Source organism: Paenibacillus sp. USHLN196 (assembly GCF_037144955.1).
Classification (GTDB): Bacteria; Bacillota; Bacilli; order Paenibacillales; family Paenibacillaceae; genus Paenibacillus; species Paenibacillus xylanexedens_C.
The window spans coordinates 24,200-42,177 of record NZ_JBBCYH010000017.1; the positions used below are offsets into that span (position 1 = coordinate 24,200).

The 17,978-nt window shown below is 49.0% G+C and carries 12 protein-coding genes; 11 read left to right on the forward strand and 1 reads right to left on the reverse strand.

Annotated elements, in window-relative coordinates:
* Positions 1–157: 157 nt before the first annotated feature.
* The 4 genes from WFI24_RS29065 (at position 158) to WFI24_RS29080 (ending at position 3,459) form a co-directional block, all read left to right on the forward strand.
* Complete coding sequence (locus WFI24_RS29065) at positions 158–1,021, forward strand: MurR/RpiR family transcriptional regulator (protein WP_336765404.1); 864 nt, start codon at positions 158–160, stop codon at positions 1,019–1,021.
* Between the two features lie 3 nt (positions 1,022–1,024).
* Positions 1,025–1,753, forward strand: a complete 729-nt coding sequence (nagB, locus tag WFI24_RS29070) for a glucosamine-6-phosphate deaminase (protein ID WP_336765405.1) — start codon at positions 1,025–1,027, stop codon at positions 1,751–1,753.
* Positions 1,750–2,964 carry an N-acetylglucosamine-6-phosphate deacetylase gene (gene nagA, locus WFI24_RS29075; RefSeq protein ID WP_336765406.1) on the forward strand — a complete coding sequence of 405 codons (1,215 nt, stop codon included), beginning with the start codon at positions 1,750–1,752 and terminating at the stop codon, positions 2,962–2,964. Before nagB ends, nagA begins: the two co-directional genes overlap by 4 nt.
* Before the next feature lie 123 nt (positions 2,965–3,087).
* A complete protein-coding gene (locus tag WFI24_RS29080) occupies positions 3,088–3,459 on the forward strand; it encodes a hypothetical protein (RefSeq protein ID WP_145325218.1) in 372 nt (123 codons plus the stop codon).
* A gap of 778 nt (positions 3,460–4,237) precedes the next feature.
* Here the strand turns inward: WFI24_RS29080 and WFI24_RS29085 are convergent.
* Positions 4,238–5,593 carry a dipeptidase gene (locus tag WFI24_RS29085; protein WP_336765407.1) on the reverse strand — a complete coding sequence of 452 codons (1,356 nt, stop codon included), beginning with the start codon at positions 5,591–5,593 and terminating at the stop codon, positions 4,238–4,240.
* A gap of 215 nt (positions 5,594–5,808) precedes the next feature.
* On the opposite strand from WFI24_RS29085, the gene WFI24_RS29090 reads away from it, so the two are divergent.
* The 7 genes from WFI24_RS29090 (at position 5,809) to WFI24_RS29120 (ending at position 17,973) form a co-directional block, all read left to right on the forward strand.
* A complete protein-coding gene (locus WFI24_RS29090; protein WP_336765408.1) occupies positions 5,809–8,214 on the forward strand; it encodes an AraC family transcriptional regulator in 2,406 nt (801 codons plus the stop codon).
* A gap of 331 nt (positions 8,215–8,545) precedes the next feature.
* Positions 8,546–9,475 carry an ABC transporter permease gene (locus WFI24_RS29095; protein ID WP_167483788.1) on the forward strand — a complete coding sequence of 310 codons (930 nt, stop codon included), beginning with the start codon at positions 8,546–8,548 and terminating at the stop codon, positions 9,473–9,475.
* 12 nt (positions 9,476–9,487) lie between these two features.
* On the forward strand, positions 9,488–10,375 hold the full coding sequence (locus WFI24_RS29100; protein ID WP_017692544.1) for a carbohydrate ABC transporter permease: 888 nt from the start codon (positions 9,488–9,490) through the stop codon (positions 10,373–10,375).
* An 18-nt stretch (positions 10,376–10,393) separates the two neighbouring features.
* Positions 10,394–11,899, forward strand: coding sequence for an extracellular solute-binding protein (locus WFI24_RS29105; RefSeq protein WP_336765409.1), 1,506 nt, complete (start codon positions 10,394–10,396; stop codon positions 11,897–11,899).
* 238 nt (positions 11,900–12,137) lie between these two features.
* On the forward strand, positions 12,138–15,491 hold the full coding sequence (locus WFI24_RS29110) for a glycosyl hydrolase (protein WP_336765410.1): 3,354 nt from the start codon (positions 12,138–12,140) through the stop codon (positions 15,489–15,491).
* Between the two features lie 12 nt (positions 15,492–15,503).
* Positions 15,504–17,120, forward strand: a complete 1,617-nt coding sequence (locus WFI24_RS29115; RefSeq protein ID WP_336765411.1) for a glycoside hydrolase family 43 protein — start codon at positions 15,504–15,506, stop codon at positions 17,118–17,120.
* 31 nt (positions 17,121–17,151) lie between these two features.
* Positions 17,152–17,973, forward strand: coding sequence for a polysaccharide deacetylase family protein (locus WFI24_RS29120; protein WP_336765412.1), 822 nt, complete (start codon positions 17,152–17,154; stop codon positions 17,971–17,973).
* The last annotated feature ends 5 nt before the right edge of the window (positions 17,974–17,978 follow it).

The following is a 17,978-nucleotide window of genomic DNA, read 5'->3' on the forward strand; positions in this document are numbered from 1 at the left end:
GTTTCCAGTCGATAGCATAGAGGGCATATAATAGGCGTGTCCTTCTGTTAAATTCCTCTTGATTTGCAGGATCGTCTTGATTAAAATGAAGTTATAAAAATGATTTTCTTATTTCGTTATAAATAAATAAAAATAATTTTCATAAAGTGAGGTCCTCATGGCAGCCATATTACGTGCGTTGCAGCAAGAACTGAATAACCTTCCGTCTCAGGAGCGCCGTATTGCCGAAGTCATTATGCAATCTCCATCGGATATTCCGGGTTGGACGATTAGTCATCTGGCAGAGCAGAGTGGAACGAGTGCGGCTACGGTAACCCGCTTTTGCAAGTCGTTTCATTTCAAAGGTTTTCCCGATTTCAAAATGAAGCTTGCCGCAGAGTTATCACACGCTTCGGATGAAACGGCATATCAGGATATCGTCGCTGGCAACCCGCTCTCCAAAATTGTTGAAGCCATTGAAGCCAATCACCTTGCATCTATTGCGGATACTACTCGTTTACTGGATTTGGGCAGATTGGAGCATGCGGTTCAATTATTGTGCCAGGCTCGCCGCATCGATCTGTACGGTGTGGCTACCTCGTCGATTGTTACGCAGGATTTCTATCAGAAACTGGTGCGGATCGGCAAAAGCTGTACGGCTTTCTCCGACTCACATATGCAGATTACATCCGCATCTTCGCTCGCTGAGGGAGATGTGGCGATGGCCGTATCCTATTCAGGCGAAACACCAGAGACCATCGATGCCCTGCACTGTGCCAAAGAGGCCGGAGCTTCTACGATTTCACTGACTTCCTACGGCGCTAATACGCTTGCAACTGTATCTGATATCCCACTGTTCACGTCCTCTCTGGAAGAAGGCATGAGACGTGGAGATATGGCTTCACGTATTGCACTGCTGCATGTGGTCGATATTTTGTTCACAGGCATGGTAAGTGCCGACTTTGACCGTTTTATCCCCAGACTGGAACAATCCTATCATAATGTGCAATCTTATCGAGTCCAACACAACGGAGGTGCCTGACAGATGAATATACGCATTTTTGAAAATGAAGAAGATTTGAACGCCACGGGTGCTGGCCTCATTGCCAGCTTGCTGCAGACCAAACCACGGGCTGTATTGGGGCTCGCGACAGGAAGTTCTCCTGTAGGCATATATAAACAGCTTATCACGTTATATCAGAAGGGGCTTGTCAGCTTCTCACAGGCTTCTTCCTTTAATCTGGATGAGTATGTGGGACTTCCAACAAAGCATCGTGAAAGTTACCGCAGTTTTATGAATGAACAATTATTCAATCATATCGATATAGATCTGGCTAGAACGCATGTGCCTGATGGTCAGGCTGGCAATCTGGAACAGGAGTGTAATTCCTATGAACAGCGCTTAGACGATCGTGGACCGGTAGACCTTCAATTACTGGGTATCGGACATAATGGTCATATTGGCTTCAATGAACCGGGAACGGAGCTGACTGGGCGGACACATGTTGTGGATCTGAAAGAAGAGACCAGAAAGGCAAACGCACGTTTCTTTGACAGCATCGATGAAGTTCCGGCTCAGGCCATTACGATGGGTGTCGGTACCATTTTGAAAGCGAAACAGATCCTGCTCATTGCCCGTGGTGAGGAAAAAGCGGAGATTATCCGCGAAGCGTTCATGGGGCCAATCACAACTGCTTGTCCTGCATCGTTACTACAATGTCATCCGAATGTGGTGGTATTGCTGGATCGTGCCGCAGGGAGGCTGGTGAGATGATTGCATCCAGTAACCATGTTCACGGAAGTGATCGAGAAAAAAACATATCGCTTCTTCGAGGCAAGCTGCTCCTTGCAGATGAAATGTTGGAAGACGGTGTACTAGCTTGGAGGGATGGGAAAATCCTCTATGCTGGGATAACGGAAGGTCTGTCTGAACAGATTAGGAAAGAGGCCTTGCCTATACCTGTACCCGAAGGTGGTCTCATTGTGCCTGGATTCATTGATATCCATGTGCATGGTGGGAACGGAGAAGACTTTATGGACGCAAGCCCGGAGGTATTGGACAAGATCACTTCTTTCCATAGTACACAGGGAACAACAGCAATGCTTGCGACTTCCATGACCGCACCGAAAGAGCGGCTGGATAGCGTACTTGCTGAAGTGGACCGTTACCGTTCTGGCGAAATGCCATATGCACAGCTTGAGGGTGTGCACCTAGAAGGTCCGTTCTTCAGTCCAAAATGGCCTGGTGCGCAAAATCCGGAACATATCATTCTGCCGGATGTAACCTGGCTCGAAGCATGGGAGAAGCAATATCCCGATCTGATCCGTCAAGTTACGCTGGCACCGGAACGTGAAGGTGCGCTGGAAGTCATCTCGTGGCTGCGAGAACAGCGGATTACAGCGGCACTCGGTCACACGGATGCAACCTATGAAGAGGTGGAGCGGGCAGTGGAATCCGGCCTGCATCATGCGGTACATACGTTCAATGCGATGACACCGCTGCATCATCGGCTACCTGGGGCTGCGGGAGCCGTGCTGAGTGATCCACGCATCAGCGCCGAGGTGATTGCTGATGGCATTCACGTGCACCCTGCGGCGATATCAATCCTGGCTCAATTGAAGCAACATAACGATCAACTCGTGTTGATCACAGATGCCATGTCTGCTGCGGGTTTGGATGACGGGGAGTACAAAATCGGCGACCTGCCCGTGATCGTGAAGCATGGCGAGGCCAGACTGAAGGACGGCGGGGCGCTGGCTGGAAGCACACTGACGATGATTCGCGGTTTCCGATATCTGGTGCAGGAAGTGGGCTTGAGTCTGAATGCTGCTTCACGGGCAGCAAGTCTAACCCCTGCACGTCTGCTCGGCATTGATCACCGGACAGGTTCCTTGGCTCAAGGAAAACAGGCAGATATTGTTTTGCTGAATGCGGAGCTGGATATTGAGGATGTGTGGGTGAAGGGCAGACGGATCGGTGAGTGATGTATCAGTCTTCCGAGTTAAAACTTGGCTTGTATCTGTAGAGAGGCAACACCTTGCGCAATATGTTAAAATAGATCTCAAAAAGACGGGATCTGCGGATCACGCATAACGGAGGCGTGAAACATGGAACGTAACGCTATGCTCGAACCTGATCCGTTCATCACAGTGCTGGCGGAGAAGTTGCACATACACGGATACTATGCTTTTTATGGCGAGCATTACAATGAGACCGATATGGAGCAGTATCGCAGGCATCTGTTCACATCATTCAGCAACATCGTATGGGTAGAGCTGGATGCACGCAAAAAGTATATGATCGTGGATCATCGTGGACGCAACACGGTCATGAAACTGATCGAAGGTATGCTGAACACGCGCAGAACACTGCGAGCGAACCAGGCAATGGCGGGCACGGACACCTCAGGAGTCCAGCAGGAGATTGCACACTTATCCCGGCTTGTGCACATGCTGAAGTTTACAACATTTCGAACATAAATGGAGGGAATGAGGGGAATAGAATCTGGAGGATGTCCCGAAAGTAGGTTTCTCCTTATAGTCACAGGGCTAACGAACGTCAGCCACGTTTCCGGTAGAAAATTGATGAATGACATGCAAAACGAGGAAATAAAGCGTCTACGATTCGTTATTTTGTCAAAACTGCGGATTTTCGTCGAATAACAAGTGCCCGGTTCGTTAAAAAGTAAATAACGAGCCATTGAAAAGAATATATCAAGATCTACCAATTACAAAAGGGGTGTACCGTCATGAAGTTGGACGGCACACCCCTTTTGTATACTTATATACCTACCTACTACCCTTCATTTGTAAAGTAGGCTCCATCCTAAAATCAGTCTGCGAGAAGCTGCAACATAGTGAAGGGGACGAAATCGATTCTGAAGAAGCGAAGCGTTCGCCTACAAGCTTTCTGCAAGAAAGCTACTTCGGAAGCATATGCTATCCCCGGATTTCTCTCTTTAAAAAGTGGATCCAAAAAAATCCGACGATAACAGCGATCAAAAGAACGATTCGGCACCGGAACGTCCACTCACGTTCCGCGATAGTTTAATAGTAATCTTATCTCTTTTGTATGAAGTTTAATAAATAATTTACACGTTAACGGAGTGGGGAGAAAAAAGCTGAAGAAGCGGAGCGTTCGCCTTTATCACCCGAATTTCTCCCTTTAAAAAAGGGATCAAAGAAATCGGGGGATAACAGCGATCGGAAGCTTATTCTCCCCGCGTAGTGACCTCCGTGTAAGAGTATTTTTCAACTATTACAAACTCTTCAAAAACTGAACAATCGTCAACAACCCTTTATCAAAGTTCTCCAGGTTGAAGTGCTCGTTCGGTGCATGCAGATTCTCATCCGGCAAGCCAAAGCCCATCATGACAGCAGGGATTTCGAGTACACGTGAGAGTTTCTCAACAATCGGAATGGAGCCGCCATCTTTGGTAAAGAGGGCACGAACGCCATACACGTGCTCATACGCATCTGCCGCTTTTTGCAGAATTGGATTCGAAGGATCGGTATTGAAAGCAAAAGCTTTCTCGATCTGTTTCACATGCAGCGTTGCACCCGGTTGAACGTGAGCGCGCAGATGTGCTTCGATACGATCCAATACATGTTGTGGATCTTGATCCGCCACGAGGCGGCAGGTGATTTTGGCATGAGCTTCCTTCGGAATAACCGTTTTGCTGCCTTCGCCTTGGAAACCACCCCATACGCCGTTCAGTTCCAATGTTGGACGAGCGCCAACACGTTCCACGAATGAGTAGCCTTCTTCGCCGTACAATTGCTCTAGCCCGAGGTCTTGACGAAGCTGTTCCTCATTGAATCCCTGTTTCACAAATTCTTCTCTCATCTCAGGAGACAATGGCAGAACGCCGTCGTAGAAACCATCTACACTCACACGACCTTGCTCATCATGCAACGAAGCGAGCAGGGACACGAGTGCATGCAGTGCGTTGGGTACACCGCCACCGAATGAACCGGAGTGCAAGTCGGTATTGGCTGTGTTCAGATCCACGTGAAGCGAGCATAGGCCACGCAGACCAGTGGAGATCGCTGGTTTTCCTTTTTCAAGCAGGGACGTATCCGAGATCAGTACCATGTCTGCACGCAGCTTGTCCGTATGTTCATTCAGATAGATGGGCAGGTTCGGGCTGGAGATTTCCTCTTCGCCTTCAATGCAGAACTTGATGTTAACCGGCAGTTCTTTGTTTTCGGCGAGAATGGCTTCTACTGCCTTGATATGTAGGAAGATCTGTCCTTTGTCATCCGTTGCACCACGGGCAAACAGCTTACCATCACGAACGGTAGGTTCGAACGGAGGGGTCTCCCACAGGTGAAGCGGATCAACAGGTTGTACATCATAGTGTCCATAGATCAGAGCTGTTGGTTTGCCGGGTGCATGCAGGTGATCTGCATAGACAATCGGGTGTCCAGCCGTTTGAATGATCTCTACGTTTTCCATACCTGCACGTGTGAGTGCATCTGCTGCCCATTGTGCTGCACGATTAACATCCTCTTTATGCTCCGAAATGGCGGAAATACTCGGAATGGATAACCATTCATTCAGTTCTGCCAGGTGTTTTTCTCTATTTTGTTCAAAATAAGTCTGTTCTTTCATTAAAAAGGCCTCCTTCATGTTTGCTTTATCTCATTGTAATCCATTTTGTCAGGTTAATAAAACATTGGTTAAAAAAATGATCGGTTACATATCGTTTCATTGACCTGAAGATTGTGCGTATAATACAAGAAAAGGATTTCATCCATATATTCTCAGGGGAGTTGAGGAAGTTTCCATGACAGTCAGACCCGATGCGAGCAGGCAGGTGAGTACCGATGGAACCGACTAGGAGCAATCGAATATTGGGCACGTTCAAACGGTTATCCGGATTAAAGGCAGGAAGACATAAAGGGCGATTTTATCGAAACAGCCTCATGCTTATTTTACTCATTGCCAGTATTCCCGGACTAATCACAGGCATGGTCATGTATCAACAGGTTGTGGGCCGGATGGAGACCGAGTTCAATCAGATGCATCAGAACCAGATTGAGAACCGGGCACGTAATGTGGATGACCAGCTGGCTTATCTGGAGATGAACTTATCCCATTGGGCTTTTGAGCCGAGGTTTGGCAATGCACTGCGAACGCTGGATTTTGTGTATTATTTTAATGAAACACAGGAGATTGTGACTACTTTATATGTATTGCAAGGTTCCCACCCACTGATCAAGTCAGCACAGCTGTATTTGCAGGAACCGAAGCCAATCTTGTTTAATCGGGATTATACCGAGTTGAACGATGAAGCCAAAGTACAAGCATATGATCGATACCTCTCCATGGGTAACCACGTGTACTGGACAGACTGGGTTTCCAGCATCAACAGAGATACCTCACCTTCAATAAACGATAGTCTACTGCATACAGATGCAGGCAATGCACTGGTTCTTGTGCATAAGATCCCGGGGGAGAGCATTAATCCATTTGGTGCACTGATTATTACGTTGGATAATGAGAAAGTCGCCAGTTTATTGAAAACGCTTACCCCATACAACGAAGGGTTAACGTTTCTCATGGATCAGGAAGGAAACACACTGGTTACCGGCAATCCGGGAACGGCGGGAGAGACTTCTGCTTTTGAACAGCAGCTAAAAGAAGAAGTAGCCTTGCATGCGGACAGCCGCTCATTCCTGTTCCGATATGAGGACCAGACCTATTCCGTCTCGTACGGCTCATTGAGTCGAATTGATTCGGACTGGACCTATGTTTCCGCTGCGCCTTTGACATCAGTCACTTCGCCGGTCAAGCTGGTATCCAAAATCATCGTCATTGCGAGTGCGGGCAGTCTAATCCTGGGATTGCTGTTATCCTGGTTTGCTTCACGCCGAATCTATTCGCCTGTAGCGCGGATGCTGCATCTGCTTACGCCTGGCAGAAACGAAACAACACCAACGGATGCCAAACTGGACGAGTTTGAGCTGCTGGAGCAACAGTGGAACGAACTGACCTCCCGCAGTGTTACGGCACATCGCCAATTGCAGGAGCAGCTTCCCCATCTGCGTGACAGTTTTGTCTTACAACTTGTACAGGGGCATCTATATGCTTATAACGAGCAGGATCTCCAGCGGCGGATGCGTAATCTCGGCTTTGAACTGGAGGGCCAGCAGTTTTTGCTGGTGCAGATGTATTTTACGGGATATGAGCAGTTGGAAGGCAGGTTTGGAAGCCGGGACACAGGACTGGTTACTTTTGCAGCAGTGAATATCACTCAGGAAGTTGCGAAAAATTATTTCAGGCAGATCAGTGTCATGAACTTTCATGACTTGTCTTCCGCCATGCTTGTGATCGCTCCTCAGGACGAACCTGTCAAGTCACAAGCGCTGTTATGGGGACAGGAACTGGTGGAAGTCATTGGACGGACGCTCAAAATGAAGGTGACCTTGATGGTCAGCCGCCCAGCGGCTTCACTACAGGAACTGCCCGGACGATTCGTCGAGATGGAACAGGCCGTGGCTTATCGCAGTGTGGAGGAAGGCAGTCAGATTCTGGACTTGGAGGATGAGCAATGTTTCCGCAGAAACGAAGCAGCTTCCTATCCATTGGGGCTGGAACGTGAGCTGATCCAGGCCATCAGGCTGGGCAAGCAAGCCGAAGCGGAACGTGTGCTGGAGCAATTTTTGAGTGAGATTACACAGACGGATAGTACCGAATTCCAGGTGCAACAGATGATGCTTCAATTGCTGGGGAGTGTTCAACACATGATGCTGCAAACGGGAGTAACACCTTATAAGCTGTTTGGCGGTTGCAACATGTATGAGCGATTATCCGGTATTCGTGAAGCCACGCAGATGAGGCAATGGATGGTTAATGAGGTATTCATGCCGTATGTACAAGAGATTGAGGAACGGTCCCAGGAACCGCTGAAGCTGGTGGTGGAACGTACGATGTTGTATATCGATACACATTACCAGAATGATATTTCGCTGGAAAATTGTGCTGATACAGAGCAGATGACACCCTATGCACTGAGCAAGGCATTCAAACAGGTATCTGGCATTAATTTTATTGATTATTTGACTCGTGTGAGAATGGATACGGCGAAGCAATTGCTACGTGAGACAACGATGAAGATTAATGATGTTGCGGCGGCTGTGGGATATCAGCACAGTTATTTTAATCGGATTTTCAAGAAACAGGAGGGAGTTACGCCGAGTCAGTATCGCGATCAATGGTTCGGACAATAACCGTTTGTACGGCTGTCTTTTCTGACCGGAATCCGGGTTTAGCGGATACCGGTTTTTTCTTTTTTACCGTGATACAAAGAAAGATAAACCTGCAAAAATGTACAATTCTCCCTGCTACGACATGTTCAATACCATGTGGAAATGGCGTTATAGCGGGCTTCCTGGCCATCGTGCCAGGGCTATGCAAAAAATGAAGGTTGCCGGAAAAAGATCGGCTGTATAGTCTGAGTATCAGGTTAATTGATAACGCTTACATTATTGAGGGAGGGGAGACATGATGAACGGGAAGACGGACTGGAATACCAACGCCACTGCAACTGCTCAAGCGAATATGGCAACAAGACCATTAAAACAGGAGTCCAATTGGAAAAGGCAGATTAAACGAAACAAATGGTTATATGTGCTTGTGCTTCCCGGCTTTTTGTACTTTGTGATCTTTAAATACTTGCCCATGTGGGGGATCGTCATTGCTTTTCAGGACTATCAGCCTTTCCTGGGTATCCGTGAGAGCAATTGGGTGGGGCTGGAGAATTTTACGAACTTTTTCTCCAATCCGGACTTCTTCCGACTATTACGTAATACGCTGGTCCTTGCCCTGTATGATCTCATCTTCTTTTTCCCGGCACCGATCATTATCGCCTTATTGTTAAATGAAATTCGGGTCGCTTTCTTCAAAAGAACGATTCAAACGCTGGTCTATGTACCCCATTTTGTATCTATGGTTATTATCGCCAGTATCACGTATGTGTTCCTGACCCCGCAAGGCGGCGTGTTATACGATCTGATCGCTTGGATTACGGGCAAGCCCATTGATGTGCTCTCCAGTCCAGGTTCGTTCCGTCCGCTCATTATTGTGCAAATGATGTGGAAAGAGATGGGATGGGGCACAATTATCTTCCTGGCGGCCCTCGCTGGTGTGGACACGGAGCAGTATGAAGCTTCGATTGTAGATGGCGCAGGACGATTACGGCGGATGTGGCATATTACGCTTCCAGCGATTCGTACGACCATAGTCATTTTGCTTATTCTCCGATTGGGGAACTTCCTCGATACCGGATTTGAGCAGATCTATCTGATGACCAACTCCCTCAACCGGGATGTCGCAGATGTGTTTGATACGTATGTGTACACGGTGGGGATTACGCAAGGTGCATTCAGTTACAGTACCGCTGTTGGACTATTCAAGTCTGTGGTGGGGATTATCCTGGTGCTTGGCAGTAATAAACTTGCGAAAAAATTCGGTCACCCCGGAATTTATTAAGGAGGAGCGCCCATGAACAGCCGTCTATACAACAGCCCTGCCGGCAAGGTATTTGATATCTTCAATTACGTCATGCTGGGGATTCTGGGCATATTAACCGTCCTTCCTTTCCTGTATATTATAGGGAATTCTTTCGCAACGGAAGCCGAGATCACCGAACGCAGTTTTTTCCTCATTCCGAAGGTGTTTTCCTTCAGTGCATATGAGTATATTTTCTCCTCGTCCACGATCTTTCGCAGCATTGGTGTTTCCATTTTCATCACGGTGGCAGGTACACTGGTCAATCTGTTCTTCACCCTAACGATGGCTTATCCACTATCCAGAAGTGACTTCTGGGGCCGTAACGTCATGATGAACATGGTGATTTTCTCAATGTTATTCGGCGGTGGCATGATCCCGACGTATCTCGTCATTCGTGGACTGGGACTGCTCGATTCTTACTGGGCCCTTATGCTTCCTGGCGCGATCAGCGCTTTTAACTTAATAGTTGTCAAAAACTTTTTTCAACAAATGCCGCCCGGGCTGGAGGAAGCAGCCCGCATCGACGGCTGTTCGGATCTCGGGGTGCTGTGGCGAATCGTTCTGCCTTTATCGAAGCCGGTCATCGCCACATTTGCCTTGTTTTACGCCGTAGGACACTGGAACAACTTTTTCTCGGCACTGCTGTACATTTCCGACAGTGACAAATGGCCGCTGCAAGTCATGTTGAGACAGATCGTATTACTCTCGCAGGCCAGTGTCGGAGATATGGCTAACATGGACCCCAATTTTGTACAGCCACCAGAGCAGTCGATCAAAATGGCGGTGATCGTTGTGGGTACCATTCCGATTTTGCTGGTGTATCCGTTTTTGCAGAAGCATTTTGCCAAAGGTGTCATGTTAGGTTCAATCAAAGGCTAAAGCCAAGGGGGAGAACGTATGGGACAAAAAACGGGATTCAAAAAAGGTGCACTGCTACTCTCTGCGTCGCTGGTATTGAGTACAATTCTGGGCGCATGCTCCACGGACAAAGCAGGTTCAGGAACCGCTGCGGGTGGAACAGATGAAATTACTATTATGCTTCCGAACTTTGAAGCGGAGAATCCGCCGGAGAACAGCCCGGTCATCCAGAAGCTTGAGGAATTGACCAAGGTGGATGTGAACTTGCAGTGGGTGCCGAGCAGCTCGTACGAAGACAAATTTAACATCACACTGGCTTCGGGAAAGCTGCCTCAGATTATGGTGGTGTTAGGGAAGTCTCCGAGTTTTATCAATGCGGCACGAACTGGAGCATTCTGGGAGCTTGGTCCTTATCTGAAAGATTATCCGAATCTGAGCCAGATGAATGAAATCATCACCAACAATGCGTCAATCGATGGCAAAACCTATGGGATCTACCGGGCACGCGCCCTAGGACGTAATGGGGTCACAATCCGCAAAGATTGGCTGGAGAAGTTGGGGCTGGAAGAGCCGAAGACGATTGACGAATTTTACAATGTATTGAAAGCGTTCACGAAGGATGACCCAGACGGTAACGGCAAGGATGATACGTACGGTCTGGTTGCCAGCAAATTCACGGGCCCGTGGGATAACATGCAGGTATGGTTCGGTGCACCGAACAAATGGGGAGATGATGGCAGCGGAGGCCTGATCCCGGCGCATGAGACACCAGAATATATGGAAGCCCTGAAATTTTTCCGGCAAATCTATAGCGAAGGTCTGGTGAACAAGGACTTTGCCGTGATGGATGCGACCAAACTGCCTGATCCATTTGTAAACGGTCAAGCAGGTGTCATGGTGGATGTGGCAGATAATGCGCAGCGCATGGATCAGAAAATACTGGATAAAGACCCAAATGCGACAGGGCGCGTAGACGTGCTGCAAGCGATGGAAGGTCCAAAGGGATTGCGTGATATGCCAACGTCGGGCTACTCCGGCCTGATTGCCATTTCCAAAAGCAGTGTCAAAACGGAAGAAGACTTGAAGAAGGTACTGAGCTTCCTGGATCAGCTGAATGAACCGGAATTGCAGGCATTGTTGTACAACGGACTGGAAGGTAAGCAATACGAGAAAAAAGAAGACTACATCGTACCGAGCACTGACAAGCTTGCGCTCCGCGACCTGCAGGGCTTAAATCAGATTTTGATGTTTGTGCCGGAAGACAGAACGCTTCGTGTACAACAGACACCTGTCCGTGAAAAGGTTGCACAAGTGCAGAAAGCCAACGAAGAGATTGTCATCGCCAATCCTGGCGAACCGCTGATCTCTGATGTTTATGCTCAGAAAGGACCGCAGCTGGACAATATCATTAATGATGCGCGCATCAAATATATCGTAGGTCAGATTGATGAGAAAGGATTCGAAGATGCTGTTGCCCTGTGGAAGAACAACGGCGGAGACGATTATGTGAAAGAAGTCAATGAACTGTACGCTGCACTGAAGTAGTCTTATAAGCCAAAGCCCGGCAGCCGTGCTTTCAGCGTAACGGGGACAGCTGGGCTTTTTCTTATCGTTATAATGGCTTGATCCGTGAACAAAAATTTCATCCAACTTTCTGGAAATTATGACTTCCTGAATATGGTTTTTGATGTATAATCAAAGCGAAACAAACCTATTTGAACTCAAATGAACGTTATTGGTAAAGTTTAACGACCACTCTTGAACATGCAGGGAGGAAGGCAACATGTGGAACGGGGATGCATTTAAAAATCCCGAGGCGCAGTACAGGGTCCATCCCTTTTGGTTCTGGAACGGGGACATGGAAGAAGAGCAGATTAAGCGGCAGGTGGCTGAGATGGACGCCCAAGGTGTAGGCGGATTCTTCATCTGTCCGCGTCAGGGACTACAGATTCCCTATCTCTCTGAAGCATGGTTCGATAAGGTGCGGGTTGCAGTGCAGGCAGCTGCCGACCATGGCATGCAGGTATGGTTATATGACGAATATCCATATCCAAGCGGGATGGCTGGCGGAGAAGTGACCCTTGATTTCCCTGAAGCGAAGCAGCGACAGCTCGTGCATCATCAACTGGTGGTTCAGGGTGGAGAAGCTGTGGATCTGCAGTTGCCATGGGGACGAGTGTTGGTTGCCAAGGCGACTCCCAAGGATGCACAGGGCAAACGGTTATGGCATGAATCCATTGACTTGCGCAGTAAAATCGGCAATATCCAGACCGATCAAGTCTATCAGGAGACCGGACTCACTTCGTATAATCGTAAGCGGTTTTTCACCTACCGAACAGCTTTCCGTCTATTGTGGGATGTTCCCGCGGGTGATTGGGAGTTGGTTATATTTCAGGAAAAAGAGATCGATGATTTCAAATATTACGGCAACTTCGTTGATCCATGCCACAAGGAAGCGATGAGTCGTTTTATTGAACTGACTCATGAGCGTTATAAGTCAGCGGTTGGAGATCGATTTGAAAGCGTAATCAAAGGCATGTTCTCAGATGAGATCGCACCGCTGGGCCGTATCCCCTGGTCACGACAGCTTCCCCGTTTTTTCAATGAGCGTTGTGGTTATAGTCTGATCGATTCGCTGCCGGCCCTGCTATATGGTGATGTTCCGGACGCGCATCGAATTCGGTATGACTATTACCAGTCGCTGCACCTGCTTCTCCGGGAGTCCTATCACAAACAGGTGCATGATTGGTGTGAGGAAGCAGGAATCCAATATGCGGCTGAAGTGCCTGGCGTACGGATGACGACCCAGTTGTTCAGCCATATGCCAGGGGGGGATTCGGCACATGAGAAAATTGGACGATCCTTATCGTGGATTCTGGAACGATACGGCCAAAAGATGCGTGACAATCCCAAGATGGTCAGTTCGCTTGCCCGGCAGCTGGGACGAAGCCGCAATCTGATTGAATGTTTTCACAGTGTAGGCTGGTCCATGACACTACAGGATGCCAAGTGGATGATTGATCGTATGGCCGCCATGGGCACCAATTTCTATAACTTTCATGCCTTTTTCTATACGATTGGCGGGCTTGCGAAGCATGACGCACCGCCATCTCAATTTTTGCAGAATCCTTATTGGAAGCATTTCCGGCAGTTAGGGGATTACACCGGACGTTTGAGCTATCTCATGAGCACCGGAGCAGCAGACATTCGTATTGCCGTGCTTGACCCAACGACGACATTCTGGAGTCTGATGGGTAATCCGCTGCATGGATTTGAGTATAGCGGCGAAGAGGAAGCAGAACGGGGACAACTGGATCGTCTAACGAAGGACTGGATGAGGATCACGACACATCTGCTTGAAAACAGACGAGACTATGATCACCTTGATCCCGAATTGTTGGCTGAAGCTGACTTAACGGATGGCATCATTCAGATCGGTATAGCGCGTTATGAGGTGTTGATCCTGCCACCGATGCTGAATCTGGAGGCCGCGGCCTGGGAACAGGTGAAGCAATTCGTTCAGCAGGGAGGAACCGTCATTTCTGTTGGGATGCCTCCATATATTGCGATCCAGCCGGAGAGTCCTGAGGGAGATGAAGCTGCCCAGTTCTTTGGTGCGGGCGAGCAGCCGCAAGAGGTGTACTGGGGCCGTAGCGGGTCAACAGATCATGATAACCGTGAAACCATGTGGCATCAGGGTGAGGGGAATGCCTACTTTCTACCCGCAGGAACGGGGCAAGGAGATGACTTTTCGCTGGAGCTAATCTCTCTCCTGCTCGATCAGTTATTGCCGGAACCCATCTGCTGGATCATGGAGGAAGAGAGTGCATCCCTGCTGATGCACACCCGTCAATTGTCCGATGGGGAGCATATGGTTTTTTTGACCAATCAGGAGGGGCAGGACCTGAAAGGCCAATTAAAGCTGGTCGCCAGACAGCTGTGGGATGGAACGGAGCTCATAGAGAACACTTGTCTCGTGGCAGAACGACTCGATCTGGAGACAGGGCAGCTTCAGGCATTACCGTATACGAGCAGTGGCGGGGAATGGTGCATTTCACTAACGTTGGCGCCTTATGAAGCACATGCTGTACGCCTTACTTTACAAGCTGCGAAGGAAGAAGCAATACCAACGAAGATGGATGTTGCAGACATGACGGAATCGACGTTCAGAGCGGATGTTTCGGCAGGGGCGAATCAAGCCTGTAAGATCAGAGTTCCTTCGGAAGGGCCATGGCGACTGGAAACGGTGCAGTCTAACATTTTGCGAATGGGACAATTCCACCTTCAGGCTTCCAATGCTAATGGAGTGATTCTGGAGAGTCAGCATGTAGCTGTAAAACCGTTTATTGATCAGGCGGCAGAATTATCGGAGCAGCAGCATCTGCCAGTCCAGTTTAATCAGGTATTTGGCACACCCAAGAAAGCATCCGTAGCCTATCCCATCGAATGCCGATATACGACCACATTTGAGCTGAGAACGGCATTGCCTGCATGCCTTCTATTCATGGACAGAGCGGCGATCTCAGGCATTTGGTCGATGGAGATTAATGGGCATTTGCTTGAAAAAGAACAATTCGATCCAATCGAAATAACCGACCACAATAACATCGCTTGTGATATCACGGAGCTGCTGCACAGCGGTCTCAACGAAATGACGGTGATTGTGCAGGTGACGAAAGATGAGGATGGCATCGTGGATCCTTTGTATCTACAGGGAAGATTCGGTGTGGAATTCCATCATGAAGGCATGGTTTCGCTTGTGCGAGAGTCGGATACGGCCCTTCGTATCGTGCCTGAACCTCAACCTCTGTATCCCCATTATGCCGGGGAAATGAGTTATAAACGCACGTTCTGGCTGGATGAACCAGAGGAAGGTGTTGCCTCGTTTGAACTGGAATTTGGCGATTGGCGTGTGCAGGATGTGGTGGAAGTGCGGGTAAACGGACATAGCTTGGGTGTAAGATGCTGGTCTCCGTATCGCTGGAAGGGAGAGGCCTCCTGGTTGCGTCCGGGAGACAACGACATTGAAGTGCGGATTACCAACACATTGATCGGCCTGCTGGAAGGTACGTATTTTGATTCGGAACATCATCGATTACAGGATGCAGGTCATGTACCTATTGAAGAATTCAGATGAAGGAGTGGAAGTATGAATACAGCTCAATCTGACCAACAAAGACTGGACCCGGTCTGGGTCGCAGATCAGGGTGACGGTACATACCGCAATCCGATTCTGCATGCGGATTATTCGGACCCGGATGTGATTCGTGTAGGAGATGACTTCTATATGACGGCCTCCAGTTTCTCGCATACACCGGGCCTACCTATTCTACATTCGAAGGATCTGGTGAATTGGAAACTTGTCCGATATGCCATAGAACGGCTTGATCTGCCAGGATACGATGTACCTCTTCATGGCAAAGGCGTATGGGCACCCAGCATCCGGTATCATGACGGGAAGTACTGGATTTTCTTCAGCACACCGGATGAGGGCATCTTCATGACCACGGCGGATCACCCAGAAGGCGAGTGGTCGCCGCTGCATCTGGTTCATGAAGTCAAGGGCTGGATCGACCCTTGTCCTTTATGGGATCAGGACGGGCGAGCATACCTTGTACATGCTTTTGCCCATAGTCGCAGTGGAATCAAGAGCAAAATCCAAGTGTGCCGGATGGCTACGGATGGAAGGGAGCTTCTGGACGAAGGCATGATCGTCTTTGATGGGACCGAACATCATCCGACCATTGAAGGGCCCAAGTTCTACAAGCGCGATGGGTATTATTATATCTTTGCTCCGGCTGGTGGTGTGAAGCCGGGGTGGCAGACGGTTTTGCGTTCCCAACAGGTATTTGGGCCATATGAGGACCGAGTTGTGATGCATCAGGGATCTTCCTCTGTGAATGGGCCTCATCAGGGAGGATATGTGGAGCTGGAATCGGATCAGTCCTGGTTTATTCATTTTCAGGATCGGGATGCCTATGGCCGCATTGTTCATTTACAGCCGATGACGTGGACGGAAGACGGCTGGCCTGTCATTGGAATTGACCGTGAAGGAAATGGAACGGGTGAACCTGTTGATGTGCACATCAAACCAGATGTAGGAACCTCCTATCCGATCACTGTACCTGAGGTATCCGATAATTTTCAGGCTGATCGTCTGGGGCTGCAGTGGCAATGGCAGGCGAACTCCCGTCCTGAATGGGCTGAGGCAGGTACAGAAAGAGGGATCGTATTGCCTGCTCATCCATACCCGGAGGGCGTTCAGTCTTTGTTTGGTACACCTCATCTTCTCTTGCAGAAGCTGCCCGCATCTGAATTTGAAGCGACAACCCGGCTCACGTTCCTGCCTGAACAGGAAGGGGATCAGTCAGGTCTCATCATGTTTGGTGATTCGTATGCAAGCCTGTGCCTGTTACAGACAGAAGACGGAACCATTCGGTTATCGCTGATTCGCGGAGCCAAACGCGAAGACAGCCATCTGCATGCCGAAGAATGGGAGGAAACGGGACTGGACTGGGAGGGCCAGGGTTCGCAGGCAACCGGCTGGACCATTCATCTTCGGCTTACCCTGACAGAACCTGCTTTGTGCCAGTTTAGCTGGAGTGAGGACGGAGCGGAGTTTCAGACGATGGGTACACCGTTTAGCGCAACAACAGCCCTCTGGGTTGGAGCGAAGATGGGTATCTATGCTGTAAACACACGGTTTGCGAATCGTGGAGGTCAGGGTGTTTTTCGCTATTTTAATGTGAAGGAAATTCAGAAATAGGGCCAGGAAAAGAAGCAGGAGGAGGAGCAAGATGGGACATCGTATTCAGTTTGACCGCTATCCAGGTGGTGTGATGAAAGCGTTAACGCTCAGCTATGACGATGGAGTGGTGCATGATCGCAGACTGGTGGATATCTGTAATCGGTATGGACTGCGGGGAACATTTAATCTGAATTCCGGTACCCTGGGCAATCCAGGCCGCATCGAGCCGGGGGAAGTCGCGGAACTGTACGCCGGACATGAAGTAGCTGTTCACACTGTTACTCATCCTACACTGCCTTATGTTCCGAATGAATTGCTGACCGAAGAGATTATTGAGGACCGAAAAGCGCTGGAGAAGCTTGTCGGTTATCCCGTACGAGGTATGGCTTATCCCAATGGAGGGTACGACCGTGCTTTAAGTACGAAGCTGGAGTGGCTTGGCATCGATTATGCTCGTACTGTTGAATCTCATGGCAGATACACATTGCCAGATCGGCCCCTTGAATGGCATCCGACCTGTCATCATAACCATGATCTGGCGGCTCATGCCGAACGTTTTATCCAACATTCCAAAACAGGTACACCACTATTGCTCTATGTCTGGGGTCACAGTTATGAGTTCAATGACAATGACAACTGGGAGATTATCGAACAGTTCGGTGAGCAGATTGGCGGCAGGAACGACATCTGGTACGCGACGAACATCGAAGTGATCGCCTATTGGAAAGCGGTGCAACGAATGGAGTGTTCAGCCGATCGATCCATCATCCATAATCCGTCTGCCATCCCGGTTTGGTTCTCGGCAGATCAGCAGGTTGTTGAAGTGCAGGGCGGAGAGACATTGCGGCTAAGCGAACGAATCAAGGTATAAGGAAG